General features: G+C 62.0%; 28 protein-coding genes and 1 tRNA gene. 11 read left to right on the forward strand and 18 right to left on the reverse strand.

Going from position 1 to position 25,081, the window contains the following annotated elements; genetic code table 11:
* Positions 1–77: 77 nt before the first annotated feature.
* From ilvN to leuB, 6 genes are all read left to right on the forward strand, one after another.
* Positions 78–629, forward strand: a complete 552-nt coding sequence (ilvN, locus tag J4F42_13215) for an acetolactate synthase small subunit (GenBank protein ID MCE2486470.1) — start codon at positions 78–80, stop codon at positions 627–629.
* Positions 626–1,642 (forward strand): ketol-acid reductoisomerase, encoded by a 1,017-nt coding sequence (ilvC, locus tag J4F42_13220; GenBank protein MCE2486471.1) that lies wholly within the window; start codon positions 626–628, stop codon positions 1,640–1,642. Before ilvN ends, ilvC begins: the two co-directional genes overlap by 4 nt.
* A 56-nt stretch (positions 1,643–1,698) precedes the next feature.
* A complete protein-coding gene (locus tag J4F42_13225) occupies positions 1,699–2,367 on the forward strand; it encodes a phosphatidylserine decarboxylase family protein (protein MCE2486472.1) in 669 nt (222 codons plus the stop codon).
* Complete coding sequence (gene pssA / locus J4F42_13230) at positions 2,364–3,221, forward strand: CDP-diacylglycerol--serine O-phosphatidyltransferase (protein MCE2486473.1); 858 nt, start codon at positions 2,364–2,366, stop codon at positions 3,219–3,221. Before J4F42_13225 ends, pssA begins: the two co-directional genes overlap by 4 nt.
* A 254-nt stretch (positions 3,222–3,475) precedes the next feature.
* A complete protein-coding gene (locus tag J4F42_13235; GenBank protein MCE2486474.1) occupies positions 3,476–5,032 on the forward strand; it encodes a 2-isopropylmalate synthase in 1,557 nt (518 codons plus the stop codon).
* Positions 5,033–5,077: 45 nt separating this feature from the next.
* Positions 5,078–6,151 (forward strand): 3-isopropylmalate dehydrogenase, encoded by a 1,074-nt coding sequence (gene leuB, locus J4F42_13240; GenBank protein ID MCE2486475.1) that lies wholly within the window; start codon positions 5,078–5,080, stop codon positions 6,149–6,151.
* 46 nt (positions 6,152–6,197) lie between these two features.
* Here leuB and J4F42_13245 read toward each other — a convergent pair whose 3' ends face one another.
* The 9 genes from J4F42_13245 to J4F42_13285 all read right to left on the reverse strand — a co-directional run bounded on the left by J4F42_13245 (position 6,198) and on the right by J4F42_13285 (position 12,162).
* Entirely contained in the window at positions 6,198–6,770 is a 573-nt protein-coding gene (locus J4F42_13245; protein ID MCE2486476.1) for an NUDIX hydrolase, read from the reverse strand.
* 15 nt (positions 6,771–6,785) lie between these two features.
* Positions 6,786–7,202, reverse strand: a complete 417-nt coding sequence (locus J4F42_13250; protein ID MCE2486477.1) for a CoA-binding protein — start codon at positions 7,200–7,202, stop codon at positions 6,786–6,788.
* Positions 7,189–7,689 carry a hypothetical protein gene (locus tag J4F42_13255; protein MCE2486478.1) on the reverse strand — a complete coding sequence of 167 codons (501 nt, stop codon included), beginning with the start codon at positions 7,687–7,689 and terminating at the stop codon, positions 7,189–7,191. The genes J4F42_13250 and J4F42_13255 overlap by 14 nt, the downstream gene beginning before the upstream one ends.
* 49 nt (positions 7,690–7,738) lie before the next feature.
* A complete protein-coding gene (locus tag J4F42_13260) occupies positions 7,739–8,668 on the reverse strand; it encodes an SDR family NAD(P)-dependent oxidoreductase (GenBank protein ID MCE2486479.1) in 930 nt (309 codons plus the stop codon).
* A 189-nt stretch (positions 8,669–8,857) separates the two neighbouring features.
* Positions 8,858–10,270 (reverse strand): type I glutamate--ammonia ligase, encoded by a 1,413-nt coding sequence (gene glnA, locus J4F42_13265; protein MCE2486480.1) that lies wholly within the window; start codon positions 10,268–10,270, stop codon positions 8,858–8,860.
* Between the two features lie 45 nt (positions 10,271–10,315).
* Positions 10,316–10,654 (reverse strand): P-II family nitrogen regulator, encoded by a 339-nt coding sequence (locus tag J4F42_13270; GenBank protein ID MCE2486481.1) that lies wholly within the window; start codon positions 10,652–10,654, stop codon positions 10,316–10,318.
* 183 nt (positions 10,655–10,837) lie between these two features.
* A complete protein-coding gene (gene plsY, locus J4F42_13275; protein ID MCE2486482.1) occupies positions 10,838–11,485 on the reverse strand; it encodes a glycerol-3-phosphate 1-O-acyltransferase PlsY in 648 nt (215 codons plus the stop codon).
* Between the two features lie 38 nt (positions 11,486–11,523).
* Positions 11,524–11,600 (reverse strand) — tRNA-Pro (locus J4F42_13280).
* A gap of 127 nt (positions 11,601–11,727) precedes the next feature.
* Positions 11,728–12,162, reverse strand: coding sequence for a hypothetical protein (locus J4F42_13285; protein MCE2486483.1), 435 nt, complete (start codon positions 12,160–12,162; stop codon positions 11,728–11,730).
* Between the two features lie 268 nt (positions 12,163–12,430).
* Here J4F42_13285 and rlmD point away from each other — a divergent pair, with 268 nt between their 5' ends.
* Complete coding sequence (gene rlmD / locus J4F42_13290) at positions 12,431–13,723, forward strand: 23S rRNA (uracil(1939)-C(5))-methyltransferase RlmD (protein MCE2486484.1); 1,293 nt, start codon at positions 12,431–12,433, stop codon at positions 13,721–13,723.
* 87 nt (positions 13,724–13,810) lie between these two features.
* Positions 13,811–14,077 carry a hypothetical protein gene (locus J4F42_13295; protein ID MCE2486485.1) on the forward strand — a complete coding sequence of 89 codons (267 nt, stop codon included), beginning with the start codon at positions 13,811–13,813 and terminating at the stop codon, positions 14,075–14,077.
* 40 nt (positions 14,078–14,117) lie between these two features.
* Here the strand turns inward: J4F42_13295 and J4F42_13300 are convergent, their stop codons facing one another.
* Entirely contained in the window at positions 14,118–14,504 is a 387-nt protein-coding gene (locus tag J4F42_13300; protein ID MCE2486486.1) for a Rieske 2Fe-2S domain-containing protein, read from the reverse strand.
* A 76-nt stretch (positions 14,505–14,580) separates the two neighbouring features.
* Here J4F42_13300 and J4F42_13305 point away from each other — a divergent pair, with 76 nt between their 5' ends.
* Positions 14,581–15,207: a hypothetical protein gene (locus tag J4F42_13305; GenBank protein MCE2486487.1), complete on the forward strand. Its 627-nt coding sequence runs from the start codon at positions 14,581–14,583 to the stop codon at positions 15,205–15,207.
* 6 nt (positions 15,208–15,213) lie between these two features.
* Here J4F42_13305 and J4F42_13310 read toward each other — a convergent pair whose 3' ends face one another.
* The 3 genes from J4F42_13310 to J4F42_13320 form a co-directional block, all read right to left on the reverse strand.
* Positions 15,214–15,417, reverse strand: a complete 204-nt coding sequence (locus J4F42_13310) for a CDGSH iron-sulfur domain-containing protein (GenBank protein ID MCE2486488.1) — start codon at positions 15,415–15,417, stop codon at positions 15,214–15,216.
* Between the two features lie 747 nt (positions 15,418–16,164).
* The gene (gene thiO, locus J4F42_13315) at positions 16,165–17,295 is read right to left on the reverse strand and encodes a glycine oxidase ThiO (GenBank protein ID MCE2486489.1); all 1,131 of its coding nucleotides are present in this window, start codon (positions 17,293–17,295) and stop codon (positions 16,165–16,167) included.
* Between the two features lie 38 nt (positions 17,296–17,333).
* Positions 17,334–18,179, reverse strand: a complete 846-nt coding sequence (locus J4F42_13320) for a heme-dependent peroxidase (GenBank protein MCE2486490.1) — start codon at positions 18,177–18,179, stop codon at positions 17,334–17,336.
* A gap of 192 nt (positions 18,180–18,371) precedes the next feature.
* On the opposite strand from J4F42_13320, the gene J4F42_13325 reads away from it, so the two are divergent.
* Positions 18,372–19,517, forward strand: coding sequence for a CoA transferase (locus J4F42_13325; protein ID MCE2486491.1), 1,146 nt, complete (start codon positions 18,372–18,374; stop codon positions 19,515–19,517).
* 188 nt (positions 19,518–19,705) lie between these two features.
* Here J4F42_13325 and J4F42_13330 read toward each other — a convergent pair whose 3' ends face one another.
* Together J4F42_13330 and J4F42_13335 are read right to left on the reverse strand one after the other, a co-directional pair.
* A complete protein-coding gene (locus tag J4F42_13330) occupies positions 19,706–20,335 on the reverse strand; it encodes a glutathione S-transferase (protein ID MCE2486492.1) in 630 nt (209 codons plus the stop codon).
* A 177-nt stretch (positions 20,336–20,512) separates the two neighbouring features.
* Positions 20,513–20,971 carry a VOC family protein gene (locus J4F42_13335; GenBank protein MCE2486493.1) on the reverse strand — a complete coding sequence of 153 codons (459 nt, stop codon included), beginning with the start codon at positions 20,969–20,971 and terminating at the stop codon, positions 20,513–20,515.
* Between the two features lie 189 nt (positions 20,972–21,160).
* Here J4F42_13335 and J4F42_13340 point away from each other — a divergent pair, with 189 nt between their 5' ends.
* On the forward strand, positions 21,161–22,288 hold the full coding sequence (locus tag J4F42_13340; GenBank protein MCE2486494.1) for an amidohydrolase: 1,128 nt from the start codon (positions 21,161–21,163) through the stop codon (positions 22,286–22,288).
* 105 nt (positions 22,289–22,393) lie between these two features.
* Here the strand turns inward: J4F42_13340 and J4F42_13345 are convergent, their stop codons facing one another.
* The 3 genes from J4F42_13345 to J4F42_13355 are packed head-to-tail and all read right to left on the reverse strand — an operon-like array spanning position 22,394 to position 24,986.
* Positions 22,394–23,794: an amidase gene (locus J4F42_13345; protein ID MCE2486495.1), complete on the reverse strand. Its 1,401-nt coding sequence runs from the start codon at positions 23,792–23,794 to the stop codon at positions 22,394–22,396.
* A 3-nt stretch (positions 23,795–23,797) separates the two neighbouring features.
* Complete coding sequence (locus J4F42_13350; protein MCE2486496.1) at positions 23,798–23,989, reverse strand: hypothetical protein; 192 nt, start codon at positions 23,987–23,989, stop codon at positions 23,798–23,800.
* A gap of 37 nt (positions 23,990–24,026) precedes the next feature.
* Positions 24,027–24,986, reverse strand: coding sequence for an isocitrate lyase/PEP mutase family protein (locus J4F42_13355; GenBank protein MCE2486497.1), 960 nt, complete (start codon positions 24,984–24,986; stop codon positions 24,027–24,029).
* Positions 24,987–25,081: the final 95 nt, after the last annotated feature.

The following is a 25,081-nucleotide window of genomic DNA, read 5'->3' on the forward strand; positions in this document are numbered from 1 at the left end:
TGTGAGTCTGTGTGAGGGGGGAGCGGGAGCGGTCCCCCCTCACTTTCTCCCACACCCTTCCCCACGCCGAAAACCGTATGCGCCACACTATCTCCATACTTGTCGAAAACGAAGCCGGCGTCCTGGCCCGGGTGGCCGGTCTGTTCAGCGGCCGGAATTTCAATATCAGCAGTCTGTGTGTCGCCGAAACGACCGATGACACCGTGTCCCGGGTTACCCTGGTCACCGACGGCGACGATCAGGTCGTCGAGCAGATCACCAAGCAGCTGCATAAGCTGATCTGTGTCATCAAGGTGGTCGATTTTCAGGACAGCCCGCACGTCGAGCGTGAGATGGCGCTCATCAAGGTGGCGCCGGATGAGCGGGCGCGCAGTGAGGTACTCAATATCGTCAATATTTTCCGGGCCAAGGTGGTTGACGCGGGTCCGCGTTCCTACGTCATTGAGGTGACCGGAGACGAAGGCAAGATTACGGCCATTCTGGAACTGCTCAGACCGCTCGGCGTCCGGGAAGTGGTCCGCACCGGCAAGGTTGCCATCCAGCGCGGCGTGCAGGTGTTGTCGGCCGCCAACGGGGGCGAGACGCTGGAACTCAACAAGCGAAAAATCCACAAGGAGAAGGCAGCATGAATATTTACTACGACAAAGACGCCGACCTGTCCCTGCTCAAGGACAAGAAGATCGCCATTGTCGGCTACGGCAGCCAGGGCCACGCCCACGCGCTCAACCTGCGTGACAGCGGCATGGACGTGCGGATCGCCCTCAAGTCGGGCAGCGGCTCGTGGCCCAAGGCCGAAAGCGCCGGTTTTCTGGTCCAGGAGGTCGCCCAGGCGGCCAAAGAGGCCGATATCATCATGATTCTGACCCCGGACGAGGTGGCCAGCGAAATGTATGAGGCCGATATCAAAGCCGGGCTGCGGCCGGGGACCTGCCTGGCCTGTGCTCACGGCTTCAACATCCATTTCAAAAAGATCGTCCCGCCGGCCGATGTGAACGTCTTCATGGTCGCGCCCAAGGGGCCGGGCCATCTGCTGCGCAGCGAGTTTGAAAAGGGCCAGGGCGTGCCGTGTCTGATCGCCATCGCCCAGGACCCGTCGGGCAGCACCAAGGATATTGCTCTGGCCTACGCCTCGGCCATTGGCGGTGGCCGGGCGGCGGTTCTGGAGACATCGTTCAAGGAAGAGACCGAGACCGATCTGTTTGGCGAACAGACCGTGCTGTGCGGTGGGGTCACCGAACTCATGCGGGCCGGTTTCGAGACCCTGGTCGAGGCTGGCTATGCGCCGGAGATGGCCTTCTTCGAGTGCATCCACGAGATGAAGCTGATTGTCGATCTGGTCTACGAGGGCGGCATCACCAATATGCGCTACTCGGTCAGCAATACCGCCGAATACGGCGACATGACCCGTGGCAAGCGGGTCATCGGCGAGGAGACGCGCACGGCCATGAAGGCCATCCTGACCGATATCCAGTCCGGCAAGTTTGCCGACGAGTGGATTGCCGAACACCGCTCCGGCTCGCCCAACTTCAACGCCCTCCGGGAGGCGGCCAAGGGCCATCAATCCGAAGTGGTCGGCACCCATCTGCGGGGCATGATGCCCTGGATGCAGCAGAACCGCCTGGTTGATAAGGCGAAAAATTAGGGATGCAGCGCTGGGCCTGAGGCCATGTCCCGGGCCTCCGCTCCGGCGCCTCGCGTATGCACTTTGCGCCACAGGGCTACCCCTGGATCTTCGGCCTCGGTTCGGCCTCGCTGATCCTCGGCCTGCTTGAGTTTCGTATTCCCAGCCTGGGGATCTTCTTTCTGTGTCTGTTTGTCGCCTATTTCTTTCGTGACCCGAACCGCACGCCTCCCGAGGGCCAGCGCCTCATTGTTGCGCCCGCCGATGGCAGGGTCGTGACGGTTGAGCAACCGTGTCAGGACCCCCGTTTTTTGCCCGCTCCGACCATTCGAGTGGGTATTTTCATGTCGCCGCTCGACGTGCATGTGAACCGTCTGTCGGTCTCGGGCCGGATCGAGGCGGTCCGCTATCAGCCCGGAAAATTTCGTCCGGCCTTTGCCGAGGCAGCGGCCGAGGTCAACGAACAGAATGCCGTGACCATCCGGGACGAACAGGGGGGCAGGATTGCGCTGGTCCAGATTGCCGGTATCCTGGCCCGACGGATCGTGTGTCGGCTGAAAGGCGGCGAGCGGGTCGAACAGGGCGCGCGCTACGGCATGATCATGTTCGGCTCCCGGGTCGATGTGTACTGTCCGCCCCAGGTCGCACTGAAAGTTGAGGTCGGACAGCGGGTGAAGGCCGGCGAGACAATTCTGGCGGTCTATCCTCCGACCAGCGGCGAAGACGGAAGGATCGAAACGGCATGACACAGGCCACCCCCCAGACAAAGCTACGCTCCCTGCCGCGACGCAAAATGGGCCCGCCGCTGCGCAAAGGGGTCTACCTGCTGCCCAGCCTGTTTACCACCGGTGGGCTGTTCTGCGGCTTCTACGCCATTATTGCCACCCTGGGCGAGGCGTATGTGTTTGCCGCGATTGCGATGCTGGTCGCCATGGTCTTTGATGGGCTCGACGGGCGTATCGCCCGGCTGACCAAGACCTCGAGTAAATTCGGCGTTGAGTATGACTCGCTGGCCGATCTGGTCGCCTTCGGGGTGGCACCCGGGGTGCTGGCCTACTGCTGGGCGCTCGAATCGTGGCAGGCCTGGGGCTGGCTGGCCGCAGCCCTGTATGTCACCTGTGGGGCGCTGCGGCTGGCCCGCTTCAATGTCAAGTCTGAAACCGCAGATAAGACCCATTTTGTCGGCCTGCCGATTCCTGCCGCCTCGGCGGTGGTGGCCACGACCGTCCTGCTGGACGATTTTCTGGGTGGAGCCGGGGGCAGCGCCAAGCAGATTGCCCCGCTGGTGCTGATCTATACCCTGGCCGGTCTGATGGTCAGCAATATTCGCTACTACAGTTTCAAGGAACTCAAGCTGCGCGACCGCAAGCCTTTCTGGCTGCTGCTGCTGTCCATCATTGCGATTCAGATCACGATCGCCCAGCCGCACGTCATGCTGTTTGGCGTCTCCTGGTGTTATGCCGCCTCCGGGCCGCTGTGGCTGCTGGTCCGGTTGGGTCGGCTCGGGTTGGGCAAGCTGAAAAAGGCGCCGCCCGCCCCCCCGCTGGAAAACGTCCGTCCGCTGCAGACGCTTGACACGGATAAGGAAGGTCCGTTATAGGTAGCCGGATACAGACTGTAACGGGAACATCATGATTGCGCACAAGGTGACTCTTGGACTGTTCGGCGAGCTGGGACGTGGCCTGCTGCTAAGCCTACTGCTTAGCACCCCGCCTGCTGGTTCCAAGAGACACGCGTAAACACAAGAGCTGTCGGGGACCACGGGCGGGATTCTCAGCCTGTGGCCTCGTGTTCGTCAAAAGGGCTGCGGGATACCTCGCAGCCCTTTTTTTGTGACATCGAAGGAGGACCGCTATGGAACGGGAGATTGTCCAGATTTTTGACACCACACTGCGTGACGGTGAGCAGTCGCCCGGCGCCACCATGAACATCGAGGAGAAGGTCATGGTCGCCCGTCAGCTCGAAAAGCTCAACGTTGATGTGGTCGAAGCCGGGTTTGCCGCGTCGTCAGAGGGAGATTTTGAGTCGGTCAGGCGGGTTGCCGAACTGATGCCGACGCCGATCGTCCTGAGTCTGTCGCGGACCAAGGAGGACGATATCCGACGGTCGATTCAGGCGGTCGAGGGCGCCAAAAATCCCGGCATTCATATTTTTATTGCGACCTCGGATATCCACCTCAAGCACAAGCTGATGATGAGCCGCCAAGAGGCGCTCGACGCCTCGGTGTGGGCGGTCAGCTATGCCAAAAAATATCTCGACTATGTCGAGTTTTCGGCCGAGGACGCGTCGCGGACCGACCCCGATTACCTGGTCGAGATTTTTGGCGAGGTCATCAAGGCCGGGGCGGTCACCGTCAACGTGCCGGATACCACCGGCTATGCGGTACCCGAACAGTACGGCCAGCTCTTCACCTTTTTGCGTAACACCGTGCCCGGTGGCGAAACGGTTAAGTGGAGCGCTCACTGCCACAACGATCTGGGTCTGGCGGTGGCCAACTCGCTGTCGGCCATTGAGCACGGCGCGCGCCAGGTCGAGTGTACGATCAACGGCATCGGCGAGCGCGCCGGTAATACCTCGATGGAAGAGGTCGTCATGGCGCTCAGGACGCGCAAGGACGTCTTTCAGGATGTCACCACCCGTGTCGTCACCGAGCAGATTTATCCGTCCAGCCAGCTGCTGTCACAGATTACGGGCATTACCGTGCCCCTGAACAAACCGGTGGTCGGGGCGAACGCGTTTGCCCACGAGGCCGGCATTCACCAAGATGGGGTGCTGAAGAACAAGCTGACCTATGAGATCATGCAGCCCCAGACCATCGGACTGGCCAGCAACAAGCTGGTTCTGGGCAAGCACTCCGGTCGCCACGCGTTTGTCGACCGGCTGCAAACCCTGGGCATTGACTACACCGGGACCGACATGAACAAGGCTTTTGCGCGTTTCAAAGCCTTGGCCGACAAGAAAAAGAACGTCTACGATGAAGACCTGATTGCCATCGTCACCGAGGAGACCGTCCGGCTGCCGGATCAGTACGAGCTGCTGTATCTGAATGTGACCTCGTCGAGCATGGCCGTGCCCCACGCCACCGTCAAAATGAAGGTCGGCGAGGACGAGATCGTCGACAGCGCGGCCGGCGACGGCATGGTGGACGCCTGTTTCAAGGCGGTGACCAAGATTGCCGGCCTCGACCCCCAGCTTGAGCGCTATACGGTCAAGGCGATTACCGGCGGCGCCGATGCCCAGGGCGAGGTGTCGTGCATGATCCGCGAGAACGGCACCTCGGTCAACGGTCAGGGCTCCCATACCGATATCATCATGGCCAGCGCCCTGGCCTTTGTGAACGCGCTCAACAAACTCGCCAACCGCGAGCGCTATTATCAGAGCCAGACGGCCGCCGGACGGGAGGGACCCTAGGCAGCGGCCCACCGACCCACACGCGTATGAAAAGAAGGAGACAGCATGGCCCATAAAATTGCGGTCTTTGCCGGTGACGGCATCGGCCCTGAGGTGATTGGCGAGGCTCTGGAAACCCTCAAGCTCGTTGAAAAACGGTTTGGCCTGAGCTTGGCCTGCGAACAGGCCCTGGCCGGCGGCTGCTCGATTGACGCCCACGGCGTGGCCCTGACCGACTCTGCGCTACGGGTCGCCACCGAGAGCGACGCGGTTCTGCTCGGCGCGGTCGGCGGCCCCAAGTGGGACGACCCGCAGTCTGCGGTCCGGCCCGAGCAGGCCATTCTGGGACTGCGCAAAGAGCTCGGTCTGTACGCCAATCTGCGCCCGCTCCAGGTCAACCGGCATCTGGTCCACGCTTCGACCCTCAAGCCCGAGGTGCTGGACGGGGTGGATCTGATTGTCGTCCGTGAGCTGACCGGCGGGGTGTATTACGGCCGGCCGAGCGAGCGCCGGACCGGACCGGACGGCCGGGAGGCGGTGGACACGATTTTCTATACCGAGGGTGAGGTCGAGCGGCTGATGCGAACCTCGTTTGATCTGGCCCGCAAACGCCGCAAAAAGGTCACCTCGGTGGACAAGGCCAACATCATGGCGACCTCGCGGATGTGGCGCGAGGTCGCCAATGAGGTGGCCAAGGACTACCCGGACGTTGAATACGAGGATGTTCTGGTCGATGCCATGTCGATGCATCTCATCCGCCGGCCGCGCGACTTCGATGTGATTGCCGCCGAGAACATGTTCGGCGATATTCTGACCGACGAGGCGTCGATGATCGCCGGCTCCATGGGCCTGCTGCCCTCGGCTTCCTTGGGCGAGGGTTCGCGGGGGCTGTTTGAGCCCATCCACGGCACCGCGCCCGATATTGCCGGCCAGGACAAGGCCAACCCTCTGGCTGCCCTGCTGTCCACGGCCCTGCTGCTGCGTTTGTCGTTTCAGCACGAAGAGGCGGCTCAGGCGATTGAGACGGCGGTCGATGCGGCCCTGTCCGAAGGCTACCGCACGCCCGATATTGCCCAGCCCGAATGCCGTCTGGTCGGCTGCAAGGAGATGGGCCGTATTGTCCGAGATAAGCTCGGCTAAGGCGAGTCTCGCAGGGCGACTTAGCGCATTGTCGGATTACGCTTCGCTAATCCGACCTACCGGTCAGCAGGTCGTACCAGTGAAAGGCTACGACCACCAGGGCGTGGGTGATCTGTCCCCGGCGAATGAGGTCGGGAATATCGGCCAGCGGAACCAGGACCACCTCGGTTTCCTCGGTCGTATCAAAGTGGGTCTCAAACCGCTTCTGCACGTTGCGGGCCACAAAGCTGTGACAGCGGTTGGCCTGAATGGCCGGGTTGGGATGAATGGCGCCCAGGGAGACTACCTCAGCCGAGTCATAGCCGGTCTCTTCCTGCATCTCGCGCCGGGCGGCGTGGAGCGGGGAGGGGTCTTCCGCATCGACCATACCGCCCGGAATCTCCAGCGTCATGGCCTCGACCCCGTGCCGGTACTGCCGAATCAACACCACCTGTTCGTCGGCGGTGAGCGGAATGATGTTCACCCAGTCGCCCGCCTCCAGGACGTAGAAGTCATGTCCCCGGCCGGTCCGGGGGGAGCGCTTATGGTCTTCCCGGAGCGAGAAGATGCGACACGAATAGACGATCTGGGAGCGGAGACGTTGCCAGGCTTTGAGCGTGGTTGAGCCGTCGGAACTCATGCCGTGTCCCGCCGGCTAAAAGAGGCGGCGATACTCAATCGCCGGACACCGATCCATCACCACCGTTAGCCCGGCCTGCTGGGCTTTGCGGGCGGCGGCCTCGTCAATGACGTCGAGTTGGAGCCACAGGATTGAGGCTTGCTCGGCAATGGCTTCGTCGGCGATCTGAGCCACAAACTCCGAGCGGCGGAACACGTCAACCATGTCAACCGGCTCGGGAATGTCGCTCAGGCTGGCGTAGCAGCGCTGACCGAGGATTTCCCGGCAGTTGGGGTTGACCGGGATGACGGTGTGGCCCCTGGCCTTGAGCAGGGCGGCAATCTGGTGGCTGTCGCGGTCCGGGTCGGGCGAACAGCCAATCACGGCAATCGTTTTGGGCGCAGCCAGAATGTCGTAAATCTCGGGATCCGACGGGTTTTCAAAGGTTTTCATGGGCCAAGCTCAACAGATCGTCAAAGGAGTTTTCCAGACAGCGCTGGATCTCGACCATGCGGGCTCGAAAGGCGTCTTCGCCCTGCATCGCCGGGTCGTCGATATCGCCCTCCTCGCCGGCAAACTCCTTGAGGGTGTAGGCTGGCGTGCCCTCGGCCTCGGGGTAGGCGTCAAGCATGTCTTTCTGCTCGTGGGTCATGGTCAGGATCAGGTCGGCCTCGTCGATCAGATACCGGTGGCGTTTGAGGTCGGTCGAGACAAAGTCTTCGGCTTGCAGGTGAATGTCGTGTTCGCGCAGGATCAGACGCGCGTCGAGCGAGGCGTACATCCGATCCCGGGCGTAAATCGCAATCCCGCCCGAACGGATAGTGATATGCTCAACATCCCGCTCTGCGAGCATTTTCTCAAGCAGGGAGTGAGCCATCACGCTGCGGCTGGTGTTGGCGTGACAGACGATCAGCACGCGGTAGGGGTGGGGATGGGTCACAGGGCTCTGGGAGACGCGCGGCCGCAGGGCGCGGCCGCGCGTGTGGGATTCAGGATTTGAGCGACTTGAAGACGGAGCCGAGGTCTTCCTTGGCCGTTCCGCCCTTGGCCAGCTCGCCCTTGAGCGTGTCGCCCAGCTCGTTCGGGTCCCAGTCGCCCAGCTTTTTGACTGTGCCGGCCGAGTGCCAGCCCTTCATCAACCATACGCAGCCGCCGCCGACACGGAAGACCTCGCCGTGGACCCCGGCCGCGTCATCACTCGCCAGCCAGGCCACCAGCGGGGCGACGTGGTGGGGGCTGAAGTAATCGTGCTCGCCCTCTTTGGCGTCCATCAGGCCGGCCGTCTGGGGCGTAGCGTCAACCGTCAGGCGGGTGCGCGCCAGCGGGGCAATCGCGTTGCCGGTTACGCCATATTTCTGCATCTCGCGGTCAACGATGATCGCCATGGTGGCGACCGCAGCCTTGGCCGGGCCGTAGTTGGGCTGGCCGGGGCTGCCCAGCAGGCCGGCGTCCGAGGAGGTGTTGATCACCCGGCCGTTCAGGATAGTGCCCGCCTTGTGCTGCTCGCGCCAGTATTCGCAGGCGTGACGGCTGCAGTTGAAGGAGCCTTTCATGTGCACGTTGATGACCGCATCCCACTCTTCTTCCGACATATTGAAGATCATCCGGTCGCGCAGGATGCCGGCGTTGTTGACCAGAATGTTCAGATGCCCGAAGGTATCGACCGCCTGTTCGACGATCCGTTTGGCGCCCTTGAAGTCGGTCACGCTCTCGGTATTGGCCACCGCTTCGCCTCCGGCGGCCTTGATTTCATTGACGACCTGTTGGGCCGGACCGACATCTGATCCGGTTCCGTCGAAATGACCGCCGAGATCGTTGACCACCAGCTTGGCGCCGTGTTTGGCCATGAGCAGGGCTTCTTCGCGGCCGATGCCTCGACCGGCACCGGTGACGATGGCAACCTTGCCGTCTAGTAACATGATAGGCTCTCCTTTTGCGATGTAGGCAAGATGGACAAGATGAACAGCGTGAAGTCCGCCTCTTGTCTGCCTGACTTGCCCGGATTTGTCAACCGGTTTGGGGCTGAACGGAATCGGACTGGAAAGGGAAAAACAAAAGAGGGGGAAGAAACCTTCCCCCTCTTTGATATCCGTCAGACGGACTGCGGTTTAGACGTCGTAGTACAGCGAGAACTCGTACGGGTGGGGCCGCAGACGGAGCGGGTCAACCTCGTTCTCACGTTTGTAGTCCACCCAGGTCTCGACCACATCTTTGGTGAACACGTCGCCCTTGAGCAGGAACTCATAGTCGCTCTCCAGGGCGTCGAGGGCGGCGGGTAAGGAGCCGGGCACGGATGGCACGCCGGCCAGTTCCTCGGGGGTGAGCGAGTAGATATCCTTGTCGAGCGGATCGCCCGGATTCAGTTTGCGCTCAACGCCGTCAAGCCCGGCCATCAGCATGGCCGAGAAGGCCAGATAGGGATTGCTCGACGGGTCCGGAAAACGGACTTCGATGCGTTTGGCCTTGGGGCTCGGCGAGTACATCGGGATGCGGACCGCCGCCGACCGGTTGCGAGACGAGTAGGCCAGGTTGACCGGCGCCTCAAAGCCGGGCACCAGACGCCGGTAGGAGTTGGCAGTCGGGGCGACAAAGGCGCACAGGGCCGGGGCGTGGGCCAGGACGCCGGCGATGTAGTGCAGGCCGAGTTCGCTGATCCCGCCGTAGCCGTCACCAGCAAACAGGGGCTGGTCGTTTTTCCACACCGACTGGTGGGTGTGCATACCCGAGCCGTTATCGCCAAAGATCGGCTTGGGCATGAAGGTGGCGGTTTTGCCGTGCCGCTTGGCCACATTCTTGACGATATACTTGTACCACTGGAGCGCGTCGGCCATTTGGACCAGGGGCAGGAAACGCATGTCGATTTCGGCCTGTCCGGCGGTCGCCACCTCGTGGTGATGCTTCTCGATCCGGATCCCGATGTCCTCCATTATCCGGATCATTTCGGTTCGAATGTCCTGGTAGGAGTCCAGCGGCGACACCGGGAAATAGCCCTCTTTGTGACGGGGCTTGTAGCCCAGGTTCGGCCCTTCCTCCTGGCCCGAATTCCAGCTGCCCTCAATTGAGTTGACATGGTAGTAACCCTCGTGGGCATTCTGGTCGAAGCGAACGTCGTCGAGGATGAAGAATTCGGGCTCCGGCCCGAAATAGGCCACGTCGCCCACGCCGCTCGATTTGAGATACGCCTCGGCTTTGCGGGCGATATTGCGCGGGTCGCGCGAATAGTCCTCTTTGGTGATCGGATCGACGATATTGCAGATCAGGGACAGGGTCGGGGCTTGACAGAACGGATCGAGGCGCGCGGTAGCCGGGTCGGGGATGACGAGCATGTCCGAGGAGTCAATCGACTGCCAGCCGCGAATCGAAGAACCGTCAAAGCCGAGCCCGTCCTCGAAGATCTCTTCTTCGTATTCGCTCAGCGGGATGGAAAAATGCTGCCAGGTGCCGATAAAGTCCATGAACTTGAGGTCCACGACCTCGGCGTTTTTCTCCTGCGCTAAGGCAATCGCGTCTTTGGGTGTCATACGTCTCCTGTCCTCCTGTACTCCAGTGCGTTCGGATTCGTCAGCTTACACGGCGTCTTTGCCGCGTTCGCCGGTGCGGATCCGGATGACGTCTTCAACCGAAGAGAGGAAGATTTTGCCGTCTCCGATCCGTCCGGTATTGGCCGCCTTTTCAATCGCCTCAACCACGCTGGCGGCCAGATCTTCTTCCACGATGATTTCAAGCTTGACCTTGGGCAGGAAGTCAACGACGTACTCAGCTCCTCGGTACAGCTCGGTGTGGCCTCTCTGACGCCCGAAGCCTTTGACTTCGCTGACCGTCAAGCCACGGACGCCGAGGGAGTTCAGACTCTCTTTGACTTCGTCGAGTTTGAAGGGCTTGATGATCGCTTCAACCTTTTTCATAACGCCTTCCATAGAGTTGACCTCCTCAAGCCCTCTCTAGTGTAAAACGGTCGGCTTGTAAAGCATCTATAGAGAGCAGCAAAAAGAATACCAAACCCCTCGACCTCTGAATAGGCGGTTTCCGGCCCGCGGCTCTCTTTTTCCGGCCCCCGGCTTGCCTATTTCGCGGGCAGCGCTCTTTTTTTAGGCAGAAGAATCGGGCTCTTCAGGCGCGGTGTGTTTTCCGTCAGAGGCGAGTCGAAAGGGAGCCTCCTGGCCTTTCCACAGGCGCCTGATATTGTCGCGGTGGCGGGCGACGACGAGCAGGGCCAGCAGCGAGACGGCGAACAGGTAGGGCCGGGGATAGGCCAGAACGGCCAGCAGGGGCGGCACGGCGAGTGTGGCGGCCAGAGACGCCGCAGATACGATTCGGCTGGCGGCAAAGACGCCGATGAACACGACCAGGGCCGACAGGGTGGCCAGCGGAGTCAGACCCAGCAGCACGCCGAAGCCCGAGGCTATGCCCTTGCCGCCGGTAAAGCCCAGGAAAATCGAAAACATATGGCCGACCACCACCGCCACCGCAGTAGCGGCCTGAACGACCTCTCCAAAGCCGAGCAGTCGCACTGCCAGCACCGGGATCAGCCCCTTTGCCATGTCGCCGGCCAGGGTCAGCAGGCCGGCCGTTCTGCCGGCGGTGCGGGCCAGGTTGGTGGCGCCGATATTACCGCTGCCGGTCTGGCGGACCGCAATGCCCAGATGGCGACCGATGAGATCACCGGTCGGGATCGAGCCGCATACATAGGCGATGAGGGGAGATAGCAGACAGGCGACACAGGCGAATTCTTGCATGGCCGATGCGGGAAGAAGACCGAGGGACGGAACAAACGTGGTCGGGGTGACTGGATTTGAACCAGCGACCCCACGGTCCCGAACCGTGTGCTCTACCAGGCTGAGCCACACCCCGACCTGCCAGGGAGGAGGGTCAAGTAGGGGATAGTGAGAAGAGAAGGCAAAACTCAAATGGCAAAAGGCAAAGGTCAAATGTAGAGGGCGACCCGACGGGTCGCCCTCGGGGGAGAGGCCAAAGGCGGTCAGTCCAGGGAGCAGGCGAACAGAGGGCCTGTTGCGGCGAATCCGTTTTGCGTCAACAGCTGTCGGTCGGCTCGGTCGGATTGCACAAGCAGCTGTTGACAGCCCCGGCGCCGGGCTCGGGCCTTGGCAAAGCCGAGCAGGGCCTGAACGATATCCGGTGCGGCAGCAGGACGAACGATGAGGTCAAGGAGGGCCTGCCAGCCGGGCGATCCCAGGGTCCGCACGTAGCACACTAGCAGCATGCCCTGAACGGCGCCGGCCTGTTCGGCGATGTAGAAGTCGAGCCGCGGGTCACTCGCCAGGCGTCGCCAGTAGCGGGTTTCGGCGCGGCTGACCAGCTCAGCCCCAGCCGGCGCGGCGAGGAGCCGCAGGGCCGGGATGTCAGTCCGTTTCGCACGACGTATGCGGAGTCTCTCGTATGATCGCTGAGCCATGGCCCGCCGTACTTACCATAAAGCCCGCTGACGCGGAAGGAATGCCGCAGACTGCTATCGCCTCGGTTTGTGTTGCTGCCCCGGAGGGGGATTTCTGAGGGTGGAGCAGGGGCGGGTTTCAAACCCGCCCCTCCCGCTTTCCAAACCGGACACCGGCCACAGACCTGCTGCCCGCCGCTCTTTACGTCCGGGGTGGGACGGTTTAGGGTGCAGGCACTGCGAGCCTGGGCGCTCTTGCCCGGGCACCCCCGAAGCGCTGTTGAAGCCTATGTCTGCCGAGTCCCACCGCCTGACCATCGAGCGTCTGTCCTACGGCCCGGCCGGCATCGGCCGGCTCGACGGCAAGGTCGTCTTTGTGCCCGGCACGGTGCCCGGCGACACGGTCGAGGTGGTGATTGAGGAGGACAAAAAGACCTATGCCGTGGCCCGTCTGGTGGCTGTCCACCGGCCCTCGGCCCAGCGTCGGCAGCCGCCGTGTCCGTATATTCCCCGCTGTGGCGGCTGTCCGTGGCAGCACATAGACTATGCCGAGCAGCTGCGGGCCAAACAGGAGCTGGTCGAGGAGCATATGCGACGGATTGGCGGCCTGTCCGCCCCGCCGGTCCTGCCCATTATTCCCAGCCCCCGGGAGTGGCACTATCGACACCGCATTCGGCTGCGGACCGAGCCGCTGGCCCGGCTGGGCTTTTATCAGGCGCGCTCGCACGAGCTGGTTGAGATCGAGTCGTGTCTCATCGCCGGGGAGACGAGTCCGCAGCAGCTGCGGACGGCGCGCCAGTGGTTGGCCGGGCTGCAAACGGTCGTGCGGCGGCTTGAGTTGCTGAGTGGCGAAGCCCGAACCGGACCGTCCCCAACCGTGTTGGTCGGCAACGCCGAGGGGCTGTTCCAGGCCGCTGACGCCGAGACGTGTGAGCGTTTTGTGGACGACCACCCCGAGCTTGGCGGGCTGGTGTTGTTTGGCCGTGGCTGGCGTCGTGAGTGGGGTGAGGTCGGGATCAGCCTGGACCTCGGGGTTGACAATCTCTGGCTGTCCGTCAGCAGCGGAGTTTTTACCCAGGTAAATCTGGCCGGCAACCGGACCCTGGTTGAAACCGTGCTGCGGATGGGTGACTTCAGCCCCCACGACCGGCTGGTCGAGCTGTACTGCGGAGCCGGGAATCTCAGCCTGCCGCTTGCTTCTCGGGTCGGCTCGCTGATCGGCATAGAACAGGATCGGGTGGCGGTTGCCGACGCCCGCGCCAATGCGGCGCGGCTCGGGTTTGACACCCTGCGCTTTGTCCACGCCTCGGCGCGCCAGGGCATTGAGGCCTTGCTCGCCAGCGGACAACAGGCCGACGTTGTGGTGCTGGACCCGTCGCGGGCCGGAGCCGCGGATATCATCGACAGGCTGCCGCAGTTCGGGGCGCGCAAGATCGTGTATGTGTCGTGCGATCCGACCACCCTGGCCCGCGATCTGCGGCGTCTCGGACAGCATGGCTATCGGCCTGTCAGCCTGCAACCGCTCGACCTTTTTCCCCATACCTACCACGTGGAGACGGTCGCCCTCGCTGTATTGACTTGACGATATCCAGCCCCTATGCTTCCTGGCGCCAGCGATGAGTTCCGGTGTGGCAGAGGACGCAGCAGGCGTGCGAGTCGGAGGTGAGCCATGTCAACGACGACCCAGAAAAGCCCCAACCCAGAAAGCCCCAAACGACCCAAAGTCACCCTGATTCCCGGCAAAGGAGTCTCGCTGACGATTAACTATCTGCTCGAAGACCGCGATGAGCTGGAGTGGCTCGTCGCCGTTGGCCGCAACAAAAAGGGCGAGATTTTCTTCTACGATACCGGCGGAGATATTATCGAGGACCTTGGCGCGCTGGAGTATCTGAAACAGCGTCTGGGCCGGGCTCACCTCGGCGAGGAATGGGACTAAGAACGAGAAACGGCCGGCGTGGAACCGGACACCGGCGCTGTCAGTCGTCCGGCGCCTCGGGCTGCCCGGCAATGACCTGCTGGCCCTCAATGGTGAGCGGCACTCTGGCCAGGAACTGACCGCACGGCGGACCAAAAATACACTCGCCGGTATCCGGCTCGTAGGCCGCGCCATGGGTGGCGCACAGGATATAGCGGCCGTCCTCATTCAGAAACTGGTTTTCCACCCAGTCCATCGTCATCGGCACATGGCGGCAGCTGTTGATGTAGGCAAACAGCTCACCCCCATAGTTCACAATGAAGCACTCGGTTTCGCGTCCGTTCACGGTGCGGATGAATTTCTTTGTACAACCGGGTGCGATCTCACCCAGCCGAGCCACAACCCGCTCCCTGGTGTAGGCTGGTTCGTCGTCGTTCTGATACGCCACGTGTGTCTCCCGTCCCGCCCTTGTACCACACGGCCGGGCAGAGCATAAGAAGGCCAAGTCAAAAGGCAAAGGGCACATGTCAAAGGGCACATGTCAAAAACGCTTGGTTTGCCTGTTGGGTGGCGTGGCGTGGGGGCTGTGGCTGGTGGCGGGGGCCGTGGCCCAGGACGGCGCTCCGGTGCCGCCGCTGGAGGCCGGGCTGGTGCTGACCCTGCACCCGGTGTTCGTCCATTTTGCGGTAGCGCTGACGGTCTGGGGTTGTGTGCTGGACTGCGCAGGCAGTGTGTGGCGCCGGCCCGGCTGGCAGCGGCTCGGTCGCCCGAGTTTCTTTGCCGGCGTCGGGGCGCTGGGTCTGGCCGTGCTGAGCGGCTGGATCGAACAGCAACTGCCCCAGCCGAACAGTGCCTTTGACGCTCAGATCCAGGACCTGCTCGTTTACCATGAGTATCTGGGCTATGGCCTGTTCGGATTTTTTCTCGTCCTGGCGGTGGTGCGGACTCAGATTGCGGGCCGTCTGCCGCTGTTTTTTGTGCTGCTGACCGGGCTTGGCCTCGGTGGGTTGATCGTGCAGGGCCACTGGGGCGGGGAACTGGTATACCGCTATGGAACGGGAGTGCGGGCGGTTCACATCCTGAGCCAGCCGGCGTCTACACATGATAACGCCCCGAAGCGTGGCTCCGGGGCGTCTGGTGTGGACGAATAAGGGAGCTTAGCCGGCGGTTTCTTCGGCCACAAAGCCGCAGCTCTGGTGGGTTCCGTCACAGAACGGCTTGTTGGAGGACTGGCCGCAGCGGCACAGATACATGGGGTCTTCCTGGCCGGTGTACTCGGCCCGCTTCTGATCGGTAAGTTTTGCGCCGCCCCGCACCTCGTACGGACCGTTTTTCAGCGCACGAATCGTCACATCTGCCATACCTGTCCCTCCTTGGTGTATGAGAAAGTGCCATATCGGTCTGGCGCCAGAATTATGGCATACCCCCTATCCAGCCGCAATCTCCGCCCGGCTGTGGGTACTGGCCTAATTAGGCTGTGCAAAGTCAAATTAGGCTGTGCGGCCCCGTCCTCCCTGAATGACACGCAACCTCGGCCGCTCCCGTGGCGCTGGGTCAGGCGCGCGACTCGACTGGGCCGTCTCAATCAACTCCCCGACCTCCGAAGCCTGAAGATTCCGTCTTCAGGCTTTGTTTATCAACCGCTCGGCGCGCTCTCAAGAACAGCAGCGCCCGTCAACTCCTCATACGTCAACCGTTTATCGGTCAAGGCATTGACGATATAGACAAAGCGGTCGGCGTCGCGGCCACCCCGGGCATTGAACCGGAACACCTGCTCATCCAGATACCGGTCTGGCCGTGGGGGGGGCGAAGACGATCATGACGGCAGGGAGACACCCACCCATGGACTATTTTTGGCGGACATTCGGGATTGTGTTTGGGGCGCTGAGTGCGATTGTCGTGTTTATCGTGCTCATGTTTTTTGCAGCAGTGATGTTGGAGGGATGTTGAAAAAGAAAGGCCCCAGCAAGATATAGTGGTCCCGGCTCTTAGCAGAAACCGAGCCGGTGGGGAACAGCCTACATAATTTCCCTAATTAGGCTGTGCGTGCGGAAAGTGGGCTGTGCGGGGTCAAACTAGGCCAGTACCCGGCTGTGGGACCTGCGGTCTCACTCGGCCTCTTCCACAGCGTGGTGCGGCTCGGCCGGCAGCCCGAACGGCTCGAGCGACAGGCTGGTGCGGCCGGTCGTAATCAGCTCGCCGACCAGCTGCCCGGTAATCGGAGCCAGGAGAATACCGTTGCGGTGATGGCCGGTGGCCAGCACGACATTCTCCAAGCCGGGCGCCCGACCCAATATCGGTCGCCGGGTCGGAGAGTAGGGGCGCAGCCCCGCCCAGCAGCGGCTGAGCGGGGCTTTGCCGATGCCCGGCACCACGCTGTCGGCCCACTCGGCCAGACGCCGCACCGCTTCGAGCGTCACGTCCTTGTCATAGCCGGTGAATTCAACCGTGGAGCCAAGAATGACCTCGCCGTTCTTGCGCGGCACCAGATAGCGGTCGTCGCTCGCAATGACATGGCGGAGCTGGCTGGCGCGAATGGCCAGCATCTGTCCCTTGGCCGGTTGGACCGGAATCCGCAGCTTAAACAGCTCGCCGACCTGGGCGGACCATGAGCCGGCGGCGATCACCACGCTGCCGACGCTCACCCAGTCGTCACCGACCCGGACCTCGGCGACCCGCCCATTGCTCATGCGGGCCTCGGTGACCGTTGTGTCTGTGTGCAGGCTGACCCCGCGCTGGCGGGCCGCTTCGGCCCAGGCCCGGGCCAGCTTGCCGTTGTGCAGGTGATGGTCTGCGGCAAAATGGACGGCCGCCCGCAGGGCCGGGGTGAGGCTCGGCTCGTGGCGCCGGGCCGCCTCGGCCGACAGCCAGCTGACGGCGTGGCCCTGCTCGGCGCGCAGTTCGTACAGCCGCCTGTAGCGCTGCTCGTCCGCCTCGGTCAGCAGAATCTCGAAGATGCCGGGGGTTTGATACTCGATATCGATTCCGGTGCGTTCTTCCAGCTCACGCACCAGGGCCGGATACAGCGCCTGACTGGCGCGTTTGAGCCGATACATCGGGCCGCGCTTAGAGCCGCCGCTGGTGGCGGCCAGCATTCCGGCGGCGGCGGCGGACGCTTCCTGGCCGGGTTGCCCCTTGTCCACCAGCCAGGTCCGGATCTTCTGCCCGGCCAGCTGATAGGCCACCGCGATGCCGATGGCCCCTCCGCCGATAACGACGACATCCGTTGTGGTTGCCATGGCCGGGTATTGTAACGAGGGGGCGGAGAAAGAAAAGCTCAGGCCGGACTGCAGTTGAAGGCCGGCAGACGGCCGCCGAGCAGGGCGCCGAGGTCTGCGGCTGCAATCCGCAGGCCCAGATAAAAGGTTCCGAACAGGCCGTATACGGCGCTGGCCTCATCAAAACGCATCTCATACACCAGCTGCTTGAAGACCTGCGGGTCGTCGGCAAACAGGTCCACCCCCCACTCCCAGTCGTCAAAGCCGACCGAGCCGGAAATGATCTGGTTGACCCGACCGGCGTAGCGGCGGCCGACCATGCCGTGTTCGCGCATCATTTTCTGGCGCTCGGCAATCGGTACGTGGTACCAGTTGCGGACCTCGCCCCGTTTTTTATCCATCGGGTAAAAGCACAGGTAGCGCCGGGCCGGGATGGCCGGCGCCAGACGCGCGGCCATGGCTTGGCGCTGGCGTTCGCGTTCGGCCGCCACCGCCTCGTCCCAGTCCGGCGTGTAGGGCTCAAGCCCCCGCTCGTGCAGGGCCGTATACAGCCGTACCGACGCCTCGTACAGACCCAGTTCAACCGTTGACAGATACGAACTGCTGGGCTCCAGAAACTCCAGCAGTTGCAGCTGGGCGAGGCGCAGCTCGACCGCGTTCAGCTCGTCAAAGCTGGGCCGGAAATGGACCAGCATCAGGTCGCCCTTGTGGCCGAGTTGGGAGAACACGGCGCTGGTGCCCGCCTGTTCCATCTCGGTCAATACGTGGGCGGCGTCCTCCACCATTGCCTGTTGTTCGACAGCCGCCACGGCGTTCCAGGCCGGCCAGCGAATACGAAACATCTGGTGCAGGATGGCAGACCCGTCAAGGGTGAGCGGAACGGGCGGGATAGGCTCGACTGTCATACGCGCGTCCTTTGGTGTCACAATCTTTGTCTTTCATCTAACGGCTGCGGTCTGCGCTGTCAAAGCGCCAACGCTTTCTTCCGGTCGGCGGCCTGTGCTAGAGTCCGGTGGTATTCCGTCTTGCGATAAAGGAGGGCACAAACATGGCGAGACCTCTGGATGGTATTCGGGTGCTGGACTGGACGATTCACCATGATGCTCGGCGACCTGGGGGCCGAGGTGATCAAAATCGAAGAGCGGGTCGGTGGCGACCCCGGCCGGGGGGTGATGCAGATTGCCGGCAGCAAGACCGGCGGCACAAAACGCAACTACTACTTTGAGGCCAACAACCGCCAGAAAAAAAGCCTGACCCTCGACCTCAAAAAACCCGAGGCGCGGGAGATCGTGTATCAACTGGTCGAGAAATCCGACGTGTTTGTCCAGAATTTTCGTAAGGGCGTGGCGGCCAAGCTCGGCGTCGATTACCCGACCCTGTCCCGCCACAATCCCCAGCTGATCTATGCCAGCGCGACCGGCTACGGCCCGAGCGGACCGGATTCGGGCGAGCCGTCGTTTGACTACATGGGCCTGGCCCGCTCGGGGATCATGAACACGGTCGGTGAGCCAGACATGGACCCGATGAACATCACCGGCGGTATTGCCGACCAGATGGGCGCCATCATGCTCGCCCACGGGATCGTCGTGGCCCTGCTGGCGCGGGAGCGCCTGGGCGTCGGCCAGGAGGTGAACACCTCCCACCTGGGCAGCATGATGGCCCTCCAGGGCCTGAACCTGGCCTGCCGGCTGACCCTGGGCAAGGAGTTCAAGCGCTTTTATCGGACCGAGGCGGTCAACCCGCTGTGGAATCACTACAAGTGTCAGGATGACAAATGGATCTGCCTGGCCATGCCACAGGCCGACCGCTACTGGTCGGATTTCTGCACGGCGCTGGGCATCGCCCACCTGGAGAACGATTCGCGTTTTGAGACCATGCGGGCTCGGGGCAAGAACGCCAAGGAGTTGATCGCCATTCTGGACGAGATCTGGGCCGGCAAACCGCGTGACGAGTGGATGACCATCCTGAAAGGCGGCGGCGACTTCATCTATACCATCGTCAACAGCATCAACGACCTGCCCGACGATCAGCAGATGATCGACAACGACTATGTGGTCGATTACGACCATCCGTCCTGGGGACCGAGCAAGATTGTCGGCTCGCCGCTCATCCTAAGCGAAACCCCGGCCGACCCCAAGGCGCCGGCGCCCGAGTTTGGCGAGCACTCGGAGCAGATTCTGCTCGATCTGCTGGGCTATTCCTGGGAGCAGATCGGTCAGCTCAGAGAGCAGGAAGTGATTTAGCGCCTGGTGGGGAGGAGGGCTTCTCCTCCCCCGCCAAAGCTTGTGAACTCGACGACGAGTGGTTTGCAAAGGCGCGTCCGGCGAGCGATATGCGCCCCCGAATCGTTGAACGCGACAGACGCCGCAGGGGCCGGCAGACACGCTTGGACGACACCCTGCGGCCGGCGGTCTTCGGTCAGAGGGAGTGACTACGCCTTGGCGCTCGGTCGTGAGGAAACGTCCGCGTGCCAGCGCTTGGTGTTGGTATTGGCCTCGGGAATGCCCATCTTGGCAAAACTGGCAAAATCGACCACACACAGCGCGGTGATATCGGCAATCGTGTACCGTTCTCCGGCAATATAGGTGCTCTGGCTGAGGCGGTGTTCCAAGCGCTCATAAAAACGCTCGACGCCGGCCTTCCCCCGGGCGGCCAGTTCGGGAATGGCCTGGACATTCTCCAGACCGGGCAGCCCCCGATTCTTAAAAGGGTCAAACGAGTTGCGAAACATTTCGCCCGTAGGATTGAGGCCGTCGAATTCCATATGGCGCTGCCACGACTCGATCCGGGCCTTCTCCAAGGCGTCCCGGCCCATGAGGTTGGGCTCCGGCTGCGTCTCCTCGATATAGCGGCAAATCGCGATGGTCTCGTCAATGCGGCTCCCGTCGTCGAGTTCAAGCGTGGGCAGCAGGCCGCGCGGATTCACCGCCAGGTATTCCGGCTTGAGGTTTTCTCCTTCGATGATACTCACCTCGGTCTTCGGAATATCGACCCCCTTTTCCGCCAGAAAGACACGCACCCGACGTGGGTTAGGGGCCATTTGGCAATCATACAATTTCATACTGTTCTCCTTTCCTGTGGTGTGAAGGCCGGGAAGAACAATAGCCCTCCCAAGCCGGGATGCAAGCCCGGCAGGGCCGACTGCCGGACTATTCCTGGGAGCAGATCGGCCGCCTCAGAGAGCGGGAAGTGATTGAGGGCCGAACGCGGGGGGCTTTCCCTCCCGCGCCACCCGTTCCTAGTCCTTGACCATCTGCATGAGTTCGAGGGTTGTGCCAAACGGGTCTTTGCAATACACCGCCTTGGCCGTGCCATAGCCCTCGAGGCTGAACGTCTGCGGGCGCGAGTAAAACTCCACGCCGTGGCTGCGCAGCGCCTCGTAGGTCTTGTCAATATCTTTGACCCAGAAGGCAATCTCGGTAATTCCGTTGTGGGTGAGGCCCTCATACGGCTGTCCACCCTGTCGGGCGGATTCGCTGAAGCACAGCAATTCAACCGGGGCGCTGCGGTGGTCGTCTTCGTTGCGCAGGAAGACCGACCGCACCTTTGTGCCAGGCACCTGGATCATATCGCTGATCTCTTCCCCCTCGACACTGAAATCGCCAATCACTTTCAGCCCCAATACGTCCTGATAGAAGGCAATGGCTTGGTCCATATCCGGGACGGTGATACCTACATGTGCGACAGCTCCGAGCATACTGACCTCCTTATGGTCTGTGTCCCCGAGATTGTCCTGTCATCGCCGGTGGTTTGTCAAGCCGGCAAGACTGCGTCGCAAAAAACCTTGCAAGGTCCGCAAGCCGAGTCCTATAATTCTTTGGCTGAGAGCACTGTTTCATTGCCGGACTATATCTCACAGATGGGTAACCAGTCAGGAGGAATGCAAATGGGAAATTACAGAGTCATTTCATCCGATAGCCATGTCTTTGAGCCCCCGGATTTGTGGACCAGCCGGGTGGAGTCGAAGTTCAGGGACCGTGCCCCACATGTTGTCCATCGCGCGGAAGATGACACCGACTGGTGGGTGTGTGAGGGCATGAAAGGAGTGAGTGGGGGGTCGGGCGGCTCCCAAGCCGGCAAGCGGTTTGACGCACCCGAGACGCTTACTATGGCCGATAAAATGGAAAACGTGCGGCCGGGGGGCTACATTCCCGCAGAGCACCTCAAGGACATGGAGTTGGATGGGGTGCAGGCGAGTATCGTGTATCCGAGTCAGGGCTTATTGCTGTACAGCGTCCCCGATAGCGAACTGCTGTCGGCCCTGTGTCGAGCCTATAACAACTGGCTGGCCGATTTCTGCCGACCGTTTCCTGACCGGATCAAAGGCATTGCGATGCTCAACCTCGATGATGTTCACGAGGGCGTGAGCGAACTCACCCGGTGTGCCAGGCTCGGACTTGCGGGAGCCATGATCACCGTGGCTCCACCCGCAGGCAGGAGCTACAACTTGCCGGAGTATGAACCGCTGTGGGCTGCGGCTCAGGACTTGGCCATGCCTTTAAGCCTCCACGTTGCCACCAACCGGTCCACCTCGCGGAACCCGACCTTGGATCTGGAAGCCTTCGATCCGGCTTTTCTCACCAACATCGACCATTGGGTGCGCATGTCCCTGGCCTCTATCATTTTCGGCGGTGTCTTCGAGCGCTATCCCAGGCTCCAGATCGGCTCGATAGAGCAGGAGCTGTCGTGGGTGCCGCATTTTCTGGACCGGCTCGATTACACCTATACCCAGCGCGCTCAAAGCACAGCGTGGCGGAAGTTCAAGACCGACCTGCTGCCCAGCGATTATTTCCATCGCAATGTGTTTCTGAGCTTCCAGGAAGATGCCCTGGGCATCCGCGACCGGCACCTGATTGGCGTCGATAACCTCATGTGGGGATCAGATTACCCGCACCCAGAATGTACCTTTCCACGCTCGCGACAAGTGTTGGAAGAGGTCCTGGCCGAGTGTAGCGAGGCGGAGAAGGCCAAGATTGCCGGGGGCAATGCCGCCCGGGTGTACCATTTCGATTGAGAGTTCAGGGTGGATACGCCGCGCGTATCCACCCGATGGGGCTGTCGCTCAAACGACCCTAGCCACGCATTGAGGAGTCATGACGCACGAGTCTTGCCCGGCGCGCTACAGTGTCGGGTGTCGCTCGTGCCATCCCGCCGCCTGTTCGTAGGCATGGCCGACCTGGAAAACCGTTGTCTCATCAAACGGCCGCCCCGCCAGCTGGAAGCCAATCGGCAGCCCAGCGCTACTCACGCCGCACGGCAGAGCCAGGGCCGGGAAGCCCGTCAGATTGAACAACGGCGTATAAATAGCGAAGTCCGGCGCCATCAGATACAGGCCGGGCGACTCCGACCGGATCGGCGCCGGCATCACCCCGGTGGTGGGCAGCATGAACACATCAACCGTCTCCAACTGCCGCAGCATGTGCGTGCGGATTTGCTCCCGCACGCGCTGACATTGCAGATAGCTCGTGCCTCTGACCAAATTTCCGAGCGCCAGTATGAGGCGCAGGTCGGGATTATAGTCCTCAGCCTGGGTCTGCATGTCGGCCAGATGATAGGCGGCCGCGTCAGCACAGGTGAGCGGCCAGAACGTTGCCTGGAGTTCGGCATGGGTGACGGAGTCCACATCGACGATCTCAGCCCCCAGCGTTTCCATCTGGGCTACGGCGGCATTGAAGGCGTCGAGAATCTCCTCCCCACAGGTGTCTTGGAAGAGCGTACGGGGAATACCGAGACGCAGGCCCTTGATATCGTGTCCCAGCTTCTCACTGAAATTGGGCACGGGGATATTGGCCGAGGCTGGATCGAGGGGATCGTAACCGGCACAGGCCTGGAGCATGAGGGCATTGTCCCGAACGGTCCGGGTCATGGGGCCGGTATGGTCGAGATTCCACGACAGGGGGAACACGCCGACCCGGCTCACTCGGCCATAGGTGGCCTTCATGCCGACAATACCGCAGCAGAACGCCGGCCAGCGGATGGAGCCGCCCGTATCACTCCCCAGCGCCCCAAAAATCAGTCCGGCAGCCAGCGCTGCTCCCGAACCGCTGCTCGATCCGCCTGGATCATACTCGAGGTTCCACGGGTTGCGGGCCGGTTGGAAATGTGAACTCAGCGTCGGTAAGCCAGCCGCAAATTCGTAGGTTGCCAGTTTGCCAAGCAGCAGTCCGCCGGCGTCCTTGAGTTTCGCCACCGTCGTGCAGTCCTGCTCGGCGGTATAGTCTGTGCGTAACTTTGAGCCGCCGGTCGTGCGGCCGGCCTCATAGATGTCTTTGACGGCCAGCGGAATGCCGTGTAACGGCCCCTTATAGTGCCCCGCCTGGATTTGTTGTTCGGCCTCCTGGGCGGCGGCCAGCGCCTCTTCGGCAAAGACGGTGACGTAGGCGTGGACCTGCGAGTCGAGCGCCGCAATGCGTTCCAGCATGGCTTGCGTCAGCTCAACGGGCGAGAGTTGTCCGCTTTTGATCAGATCAGCCGCCTCAGCCAGCGACAGGAAAGCGAGATCCGAGCTGTGGTGTGTCATGCTTCAGCCCTCCACTTTTGCCTTGAAAATCAGAGCCGGTTCGGTCTCCGGTCGCACCATGCCCTGCACCACAGCTTCCCATTCGAGCAGGGTGGCATAGGCTGTGGTGAGCTGTTCAAGGTCCTCATTGCTCAGCGTGATGCCGACTTCTGACAGCTTGGCTTCTACGAGTTGTCGGTGGTCCATCCGGTCCATAGTGCACCTCCTTACATGTGTGCGCGAAACCCCCGACTCAGCGGCCCAGGCTGGCCTTGTCTGTCGGGTCGTACAGGCCCAGGGACTGTTCGTACTTGCTCAGCTGCTCCTGGGGCAGGTATTTTTCCTCCCATTCCCGTACCTCGGGGAATCCCACTAGGTCAAAGAAACGCAGGCCGCCCAGGGGGTGATCCTTGGTCCGCTGGAGGAACTCCTGTTCCGCCTCGACACCCCGCCGCTGAAAATCCTGGAGAAAGTCCCACGAGGCGATCATCCCGGCAAAGGCGGCCAGGGCGGGATAAAAGGCTGCGCTCAGCCCCAGCTGTTGCAGCTCCTCCAGCGGCGGTGACGGCTTGATGGCCACGACCGTGGCCATCAGCGGGCCTTCGATCTCCTGGCGCACGATTTTCACTTCCTCCAGGGACTGCGGCGCCTCAAAGTAGACCACATCCACGCCCGCCCGCTTGAAGGCTTTCATCCGGGTCAACGCCTCCTCCAAGCCGCCGCCCACAGCGGTGCGGGCATCGCACCGGGCGATGATCACGAAGTCGGGGTCCAGTTCCCGCTTGGCCTCGACCGCCGCCCGGTACTTTCCGACCGCCTCCTCGAGCGGAATGATTTCCTTACCTTTGACAAAGCCACAGCGCTTGGGGAAGGGCTGGTCCTCGATGTGAATGCCGGCCACTCCAGCCTGGATAAAGGACTGGACGGTCCGGCGCACGTTGACCGCATTGCCAAAGCCCTGGTCGGAGTCCGAGATGAGCGGCAGGGAGATGGCGTTGGCCATCCGCCCGGCGTTCTGGACCATTTCGGTCATCGTGATCAGCCCCGCGTCGGGCAGGCCCAGGACATGGGCTGTGGTCAGGGCGCCCGACATATAGGCGCACTCAAAGCCACACGCCTCGACCATCTTGGCGTGTAGCGCACACCCCCCTCCGGCGATCACAAAAATCTGCTCTTGCTGAAACAGCTCTTGCAGGCGGCTTGTCTTTTTCATACGCCCCTCCTTTGTTTTGGTGTCTACTCCCACCACAAGGAAAAAGAAACCGGTTTTGCGAAGATTGACAAAACAGGATTGTCCGATTATGGGCG

The organism is Desulfurellaceae bacterium, from assembly GCA_021296095.1.
Classification (GTDB): domain Bacteria; phylum Desulfobacterota; class Binatia; order Bin18; family Bin18; genus JAAXHF01.

What these genes read in the sequence shown, in the direction of transcription:
- J4F42_13355 (MCE2486497.1), bottom strand. Translation starts at nt 24,986, where the DNA reads ATGAAAAAGACAAGCCGCCTGCAAGAGCTGTTTCAGCAAGAGCAGATT.
- J4F42_13340 (MCE2486494.1), top strand. Translation starts at nt 21,161, where the DNA reads ATGGGAAATTACAGAGTCATTTCATCCGATAGCCATGTCTTTGAGCCC.
- rlmD (MCE2486484.1), top strand. Translation starts at nt 12,431, where the DNA reads ATGTCTGCCGAGTCCCACCGCCTGACCATCGAGCGTCTGTCCTACGGC.
- thiO (MCE2486489.1), bottom strand. Translation starts at nt 17,295, where the DNA reads ATGGCAACCACAACGGATGTCGTCGTTATCGGCGGAGGGGCCATCGGC.
- J4F42_13320 (MCE2486490.1), bottom strand. Translation starts at nt 18,179, where the DNA reads ATGACAGTCGAGCCTATCCCGCCCGTTCCGCTCACCCTTGACGGGTCT.
- J4F42_13335 (MCE2486493.1), bottom strand. Translation starts at nt 20,971, where the DNA reads ATGCTCGGAGCTGTCGCACATGTAGGTATCACCGTCCCGGATATGGAC.
- J4F42_13345 (MCE2486495.1), bottom strand. Translation starts at nt 23,794, where the DNA reads ATGACACACCACAGCTCGGATCTCGCTTTCCTGTCGCTGGCTGAGGCG.
- J4F42_13325 (MCE2486491.1), top strand. Translation starts at nt 18,372, where the DNA reads ATGATGCTCGGCGACCTGGGGGCCGAGGTGATCAAAATCGAAGAGCGG.
- J4F42_13350 (MCE2486496.1), bottom strand. Translation starts at nt 23,989, where the DNA reads ATGGACCGGATGGACCACCGACAACTCGTAGAAGCCAAGCTGTCAGAA.
- J4F42_13245 (MCE2486476.1), bottom strand. Translation starts at nt 6,770, where the DNA reads ATGAGTTCCGACGGCTCAACCACGCTCAAAGCCTGGCAACGTCTCCGC.
- J4F42_13295 (MCE2486485.1), top strand. Translation starts at nt 13,811, where the DNA reads ATGTCAACGACGACCCAGAAAAGCCCCAACCCAGAAAGCCCCAAACGA.
- J4F42_13330 (MCE2486492.1), bottom strand. Translation starts at nt 20,335, where the DNA reads ATGAAATTGTATGATTGCCAAATGGCCCCTAACCCACGTCGGGTGCGT.
- ilvC (MCE2486471.1), top strand. Translation starts at nt 626, where the DNA reads ATGAATATTTACTACGACAAAGACGCCGACCTGTCCCTGCTCAAGGAC.
- J4F42_13235 (MCE2486474.1), top strand. Translation starts at nt 3,476, where the DNA reads ATGGAACGGGAGATTGTCCAGATTTTTGACACCACACTGCGTGACGGT.
- J4F42_13285 (MCE2486483.1), bottom strand. Translation starts at nt 12,162, where the DNA reads ATGGCTCAGCGATCATACGAGAGACTCCGCATACGTCGTGCGAAACGG.
- ilvN (MCE2486470.1), top strand. Translation starts at nt 78, where the DNA reads ATGCGCCACACTATCTCCATACTTGTCGAAAACGAAGCCGGCGTCCTG.
- J4F42_13310 (MCE2486488.1), bottom strand. Translation starts at nt 15,417, where the DNA reads ATGGCAGATGTGACGATTCGTGCGCTGAAAAACGGTCCGTACGAGGTG.
- pssA (MCE2486473.1), top strand. Translation starts at nt 2,364, where the DNA reads ATGACACAGGCCACCCCCCAGACAAAGCTACGCTCCCTGCCGCGACGC.
- J4F42_13260 (MCE2486479.1), bottom strand. Translation starts at nt 8,668, where the DNA reads ATGTTACTAGACGGCAAGGTTGCCATCGTCACCGGTGCCGGTCGAGGC.
- plsY (MCE2486482.1), bottom strand. Translation starts at nt 11,485, where the DNA reads ATGCAAGAATTCGCCTGTGTCGCCTGTCTGCTATCTCCCCTCATCGCC.
- glnA (MCE2486480.1), bottom strand. Translation starts at nt 10,270, where the DNA reads ATGACACCCAAAGACGCGATTGCCTTAGCGCAGGAGAAAAACGCCGAG.
- J4F42_13225 (MCE2486472.1), top strand. Translation starts at nt 1,699, where the DNA reads ATGCACTTTGCGCCACAGGGCTACCCCTGGATCTTCGGCCTCGGTTCG.
- J4F42_13270 (MCE2486481.1), bottom strand. Translation starts at nt 10,654, where the DNA reads ATGAAAAAGGTTGAAGCGATCATCAAGCCCTTCAAACTCGACGAAGTC.
- leuB (MCE2486475.1), top strand. Translation starts at nt 5,078, where the DNA reads ATGGCCCATAAAATTGCGGTCTTTGCCGGTGACGGCATCGGCCCTGAG.
- J4F42_13250 (MCE2486477.1), bottom strand. Translation starts at nt 7,202, where the DNA reads ATGAAAACCTTTGAAAACCCGTCGGATCCCGAGATTTACGACATTCTG.
- J4F42_13305 (MCE2486487.1), top strand. Translation starts at nt 14,581, where the DNA reads ATGTCAAAGGGCACATGTCAAAAACGCTTGGTTTGCCTGTTGGGTGGC.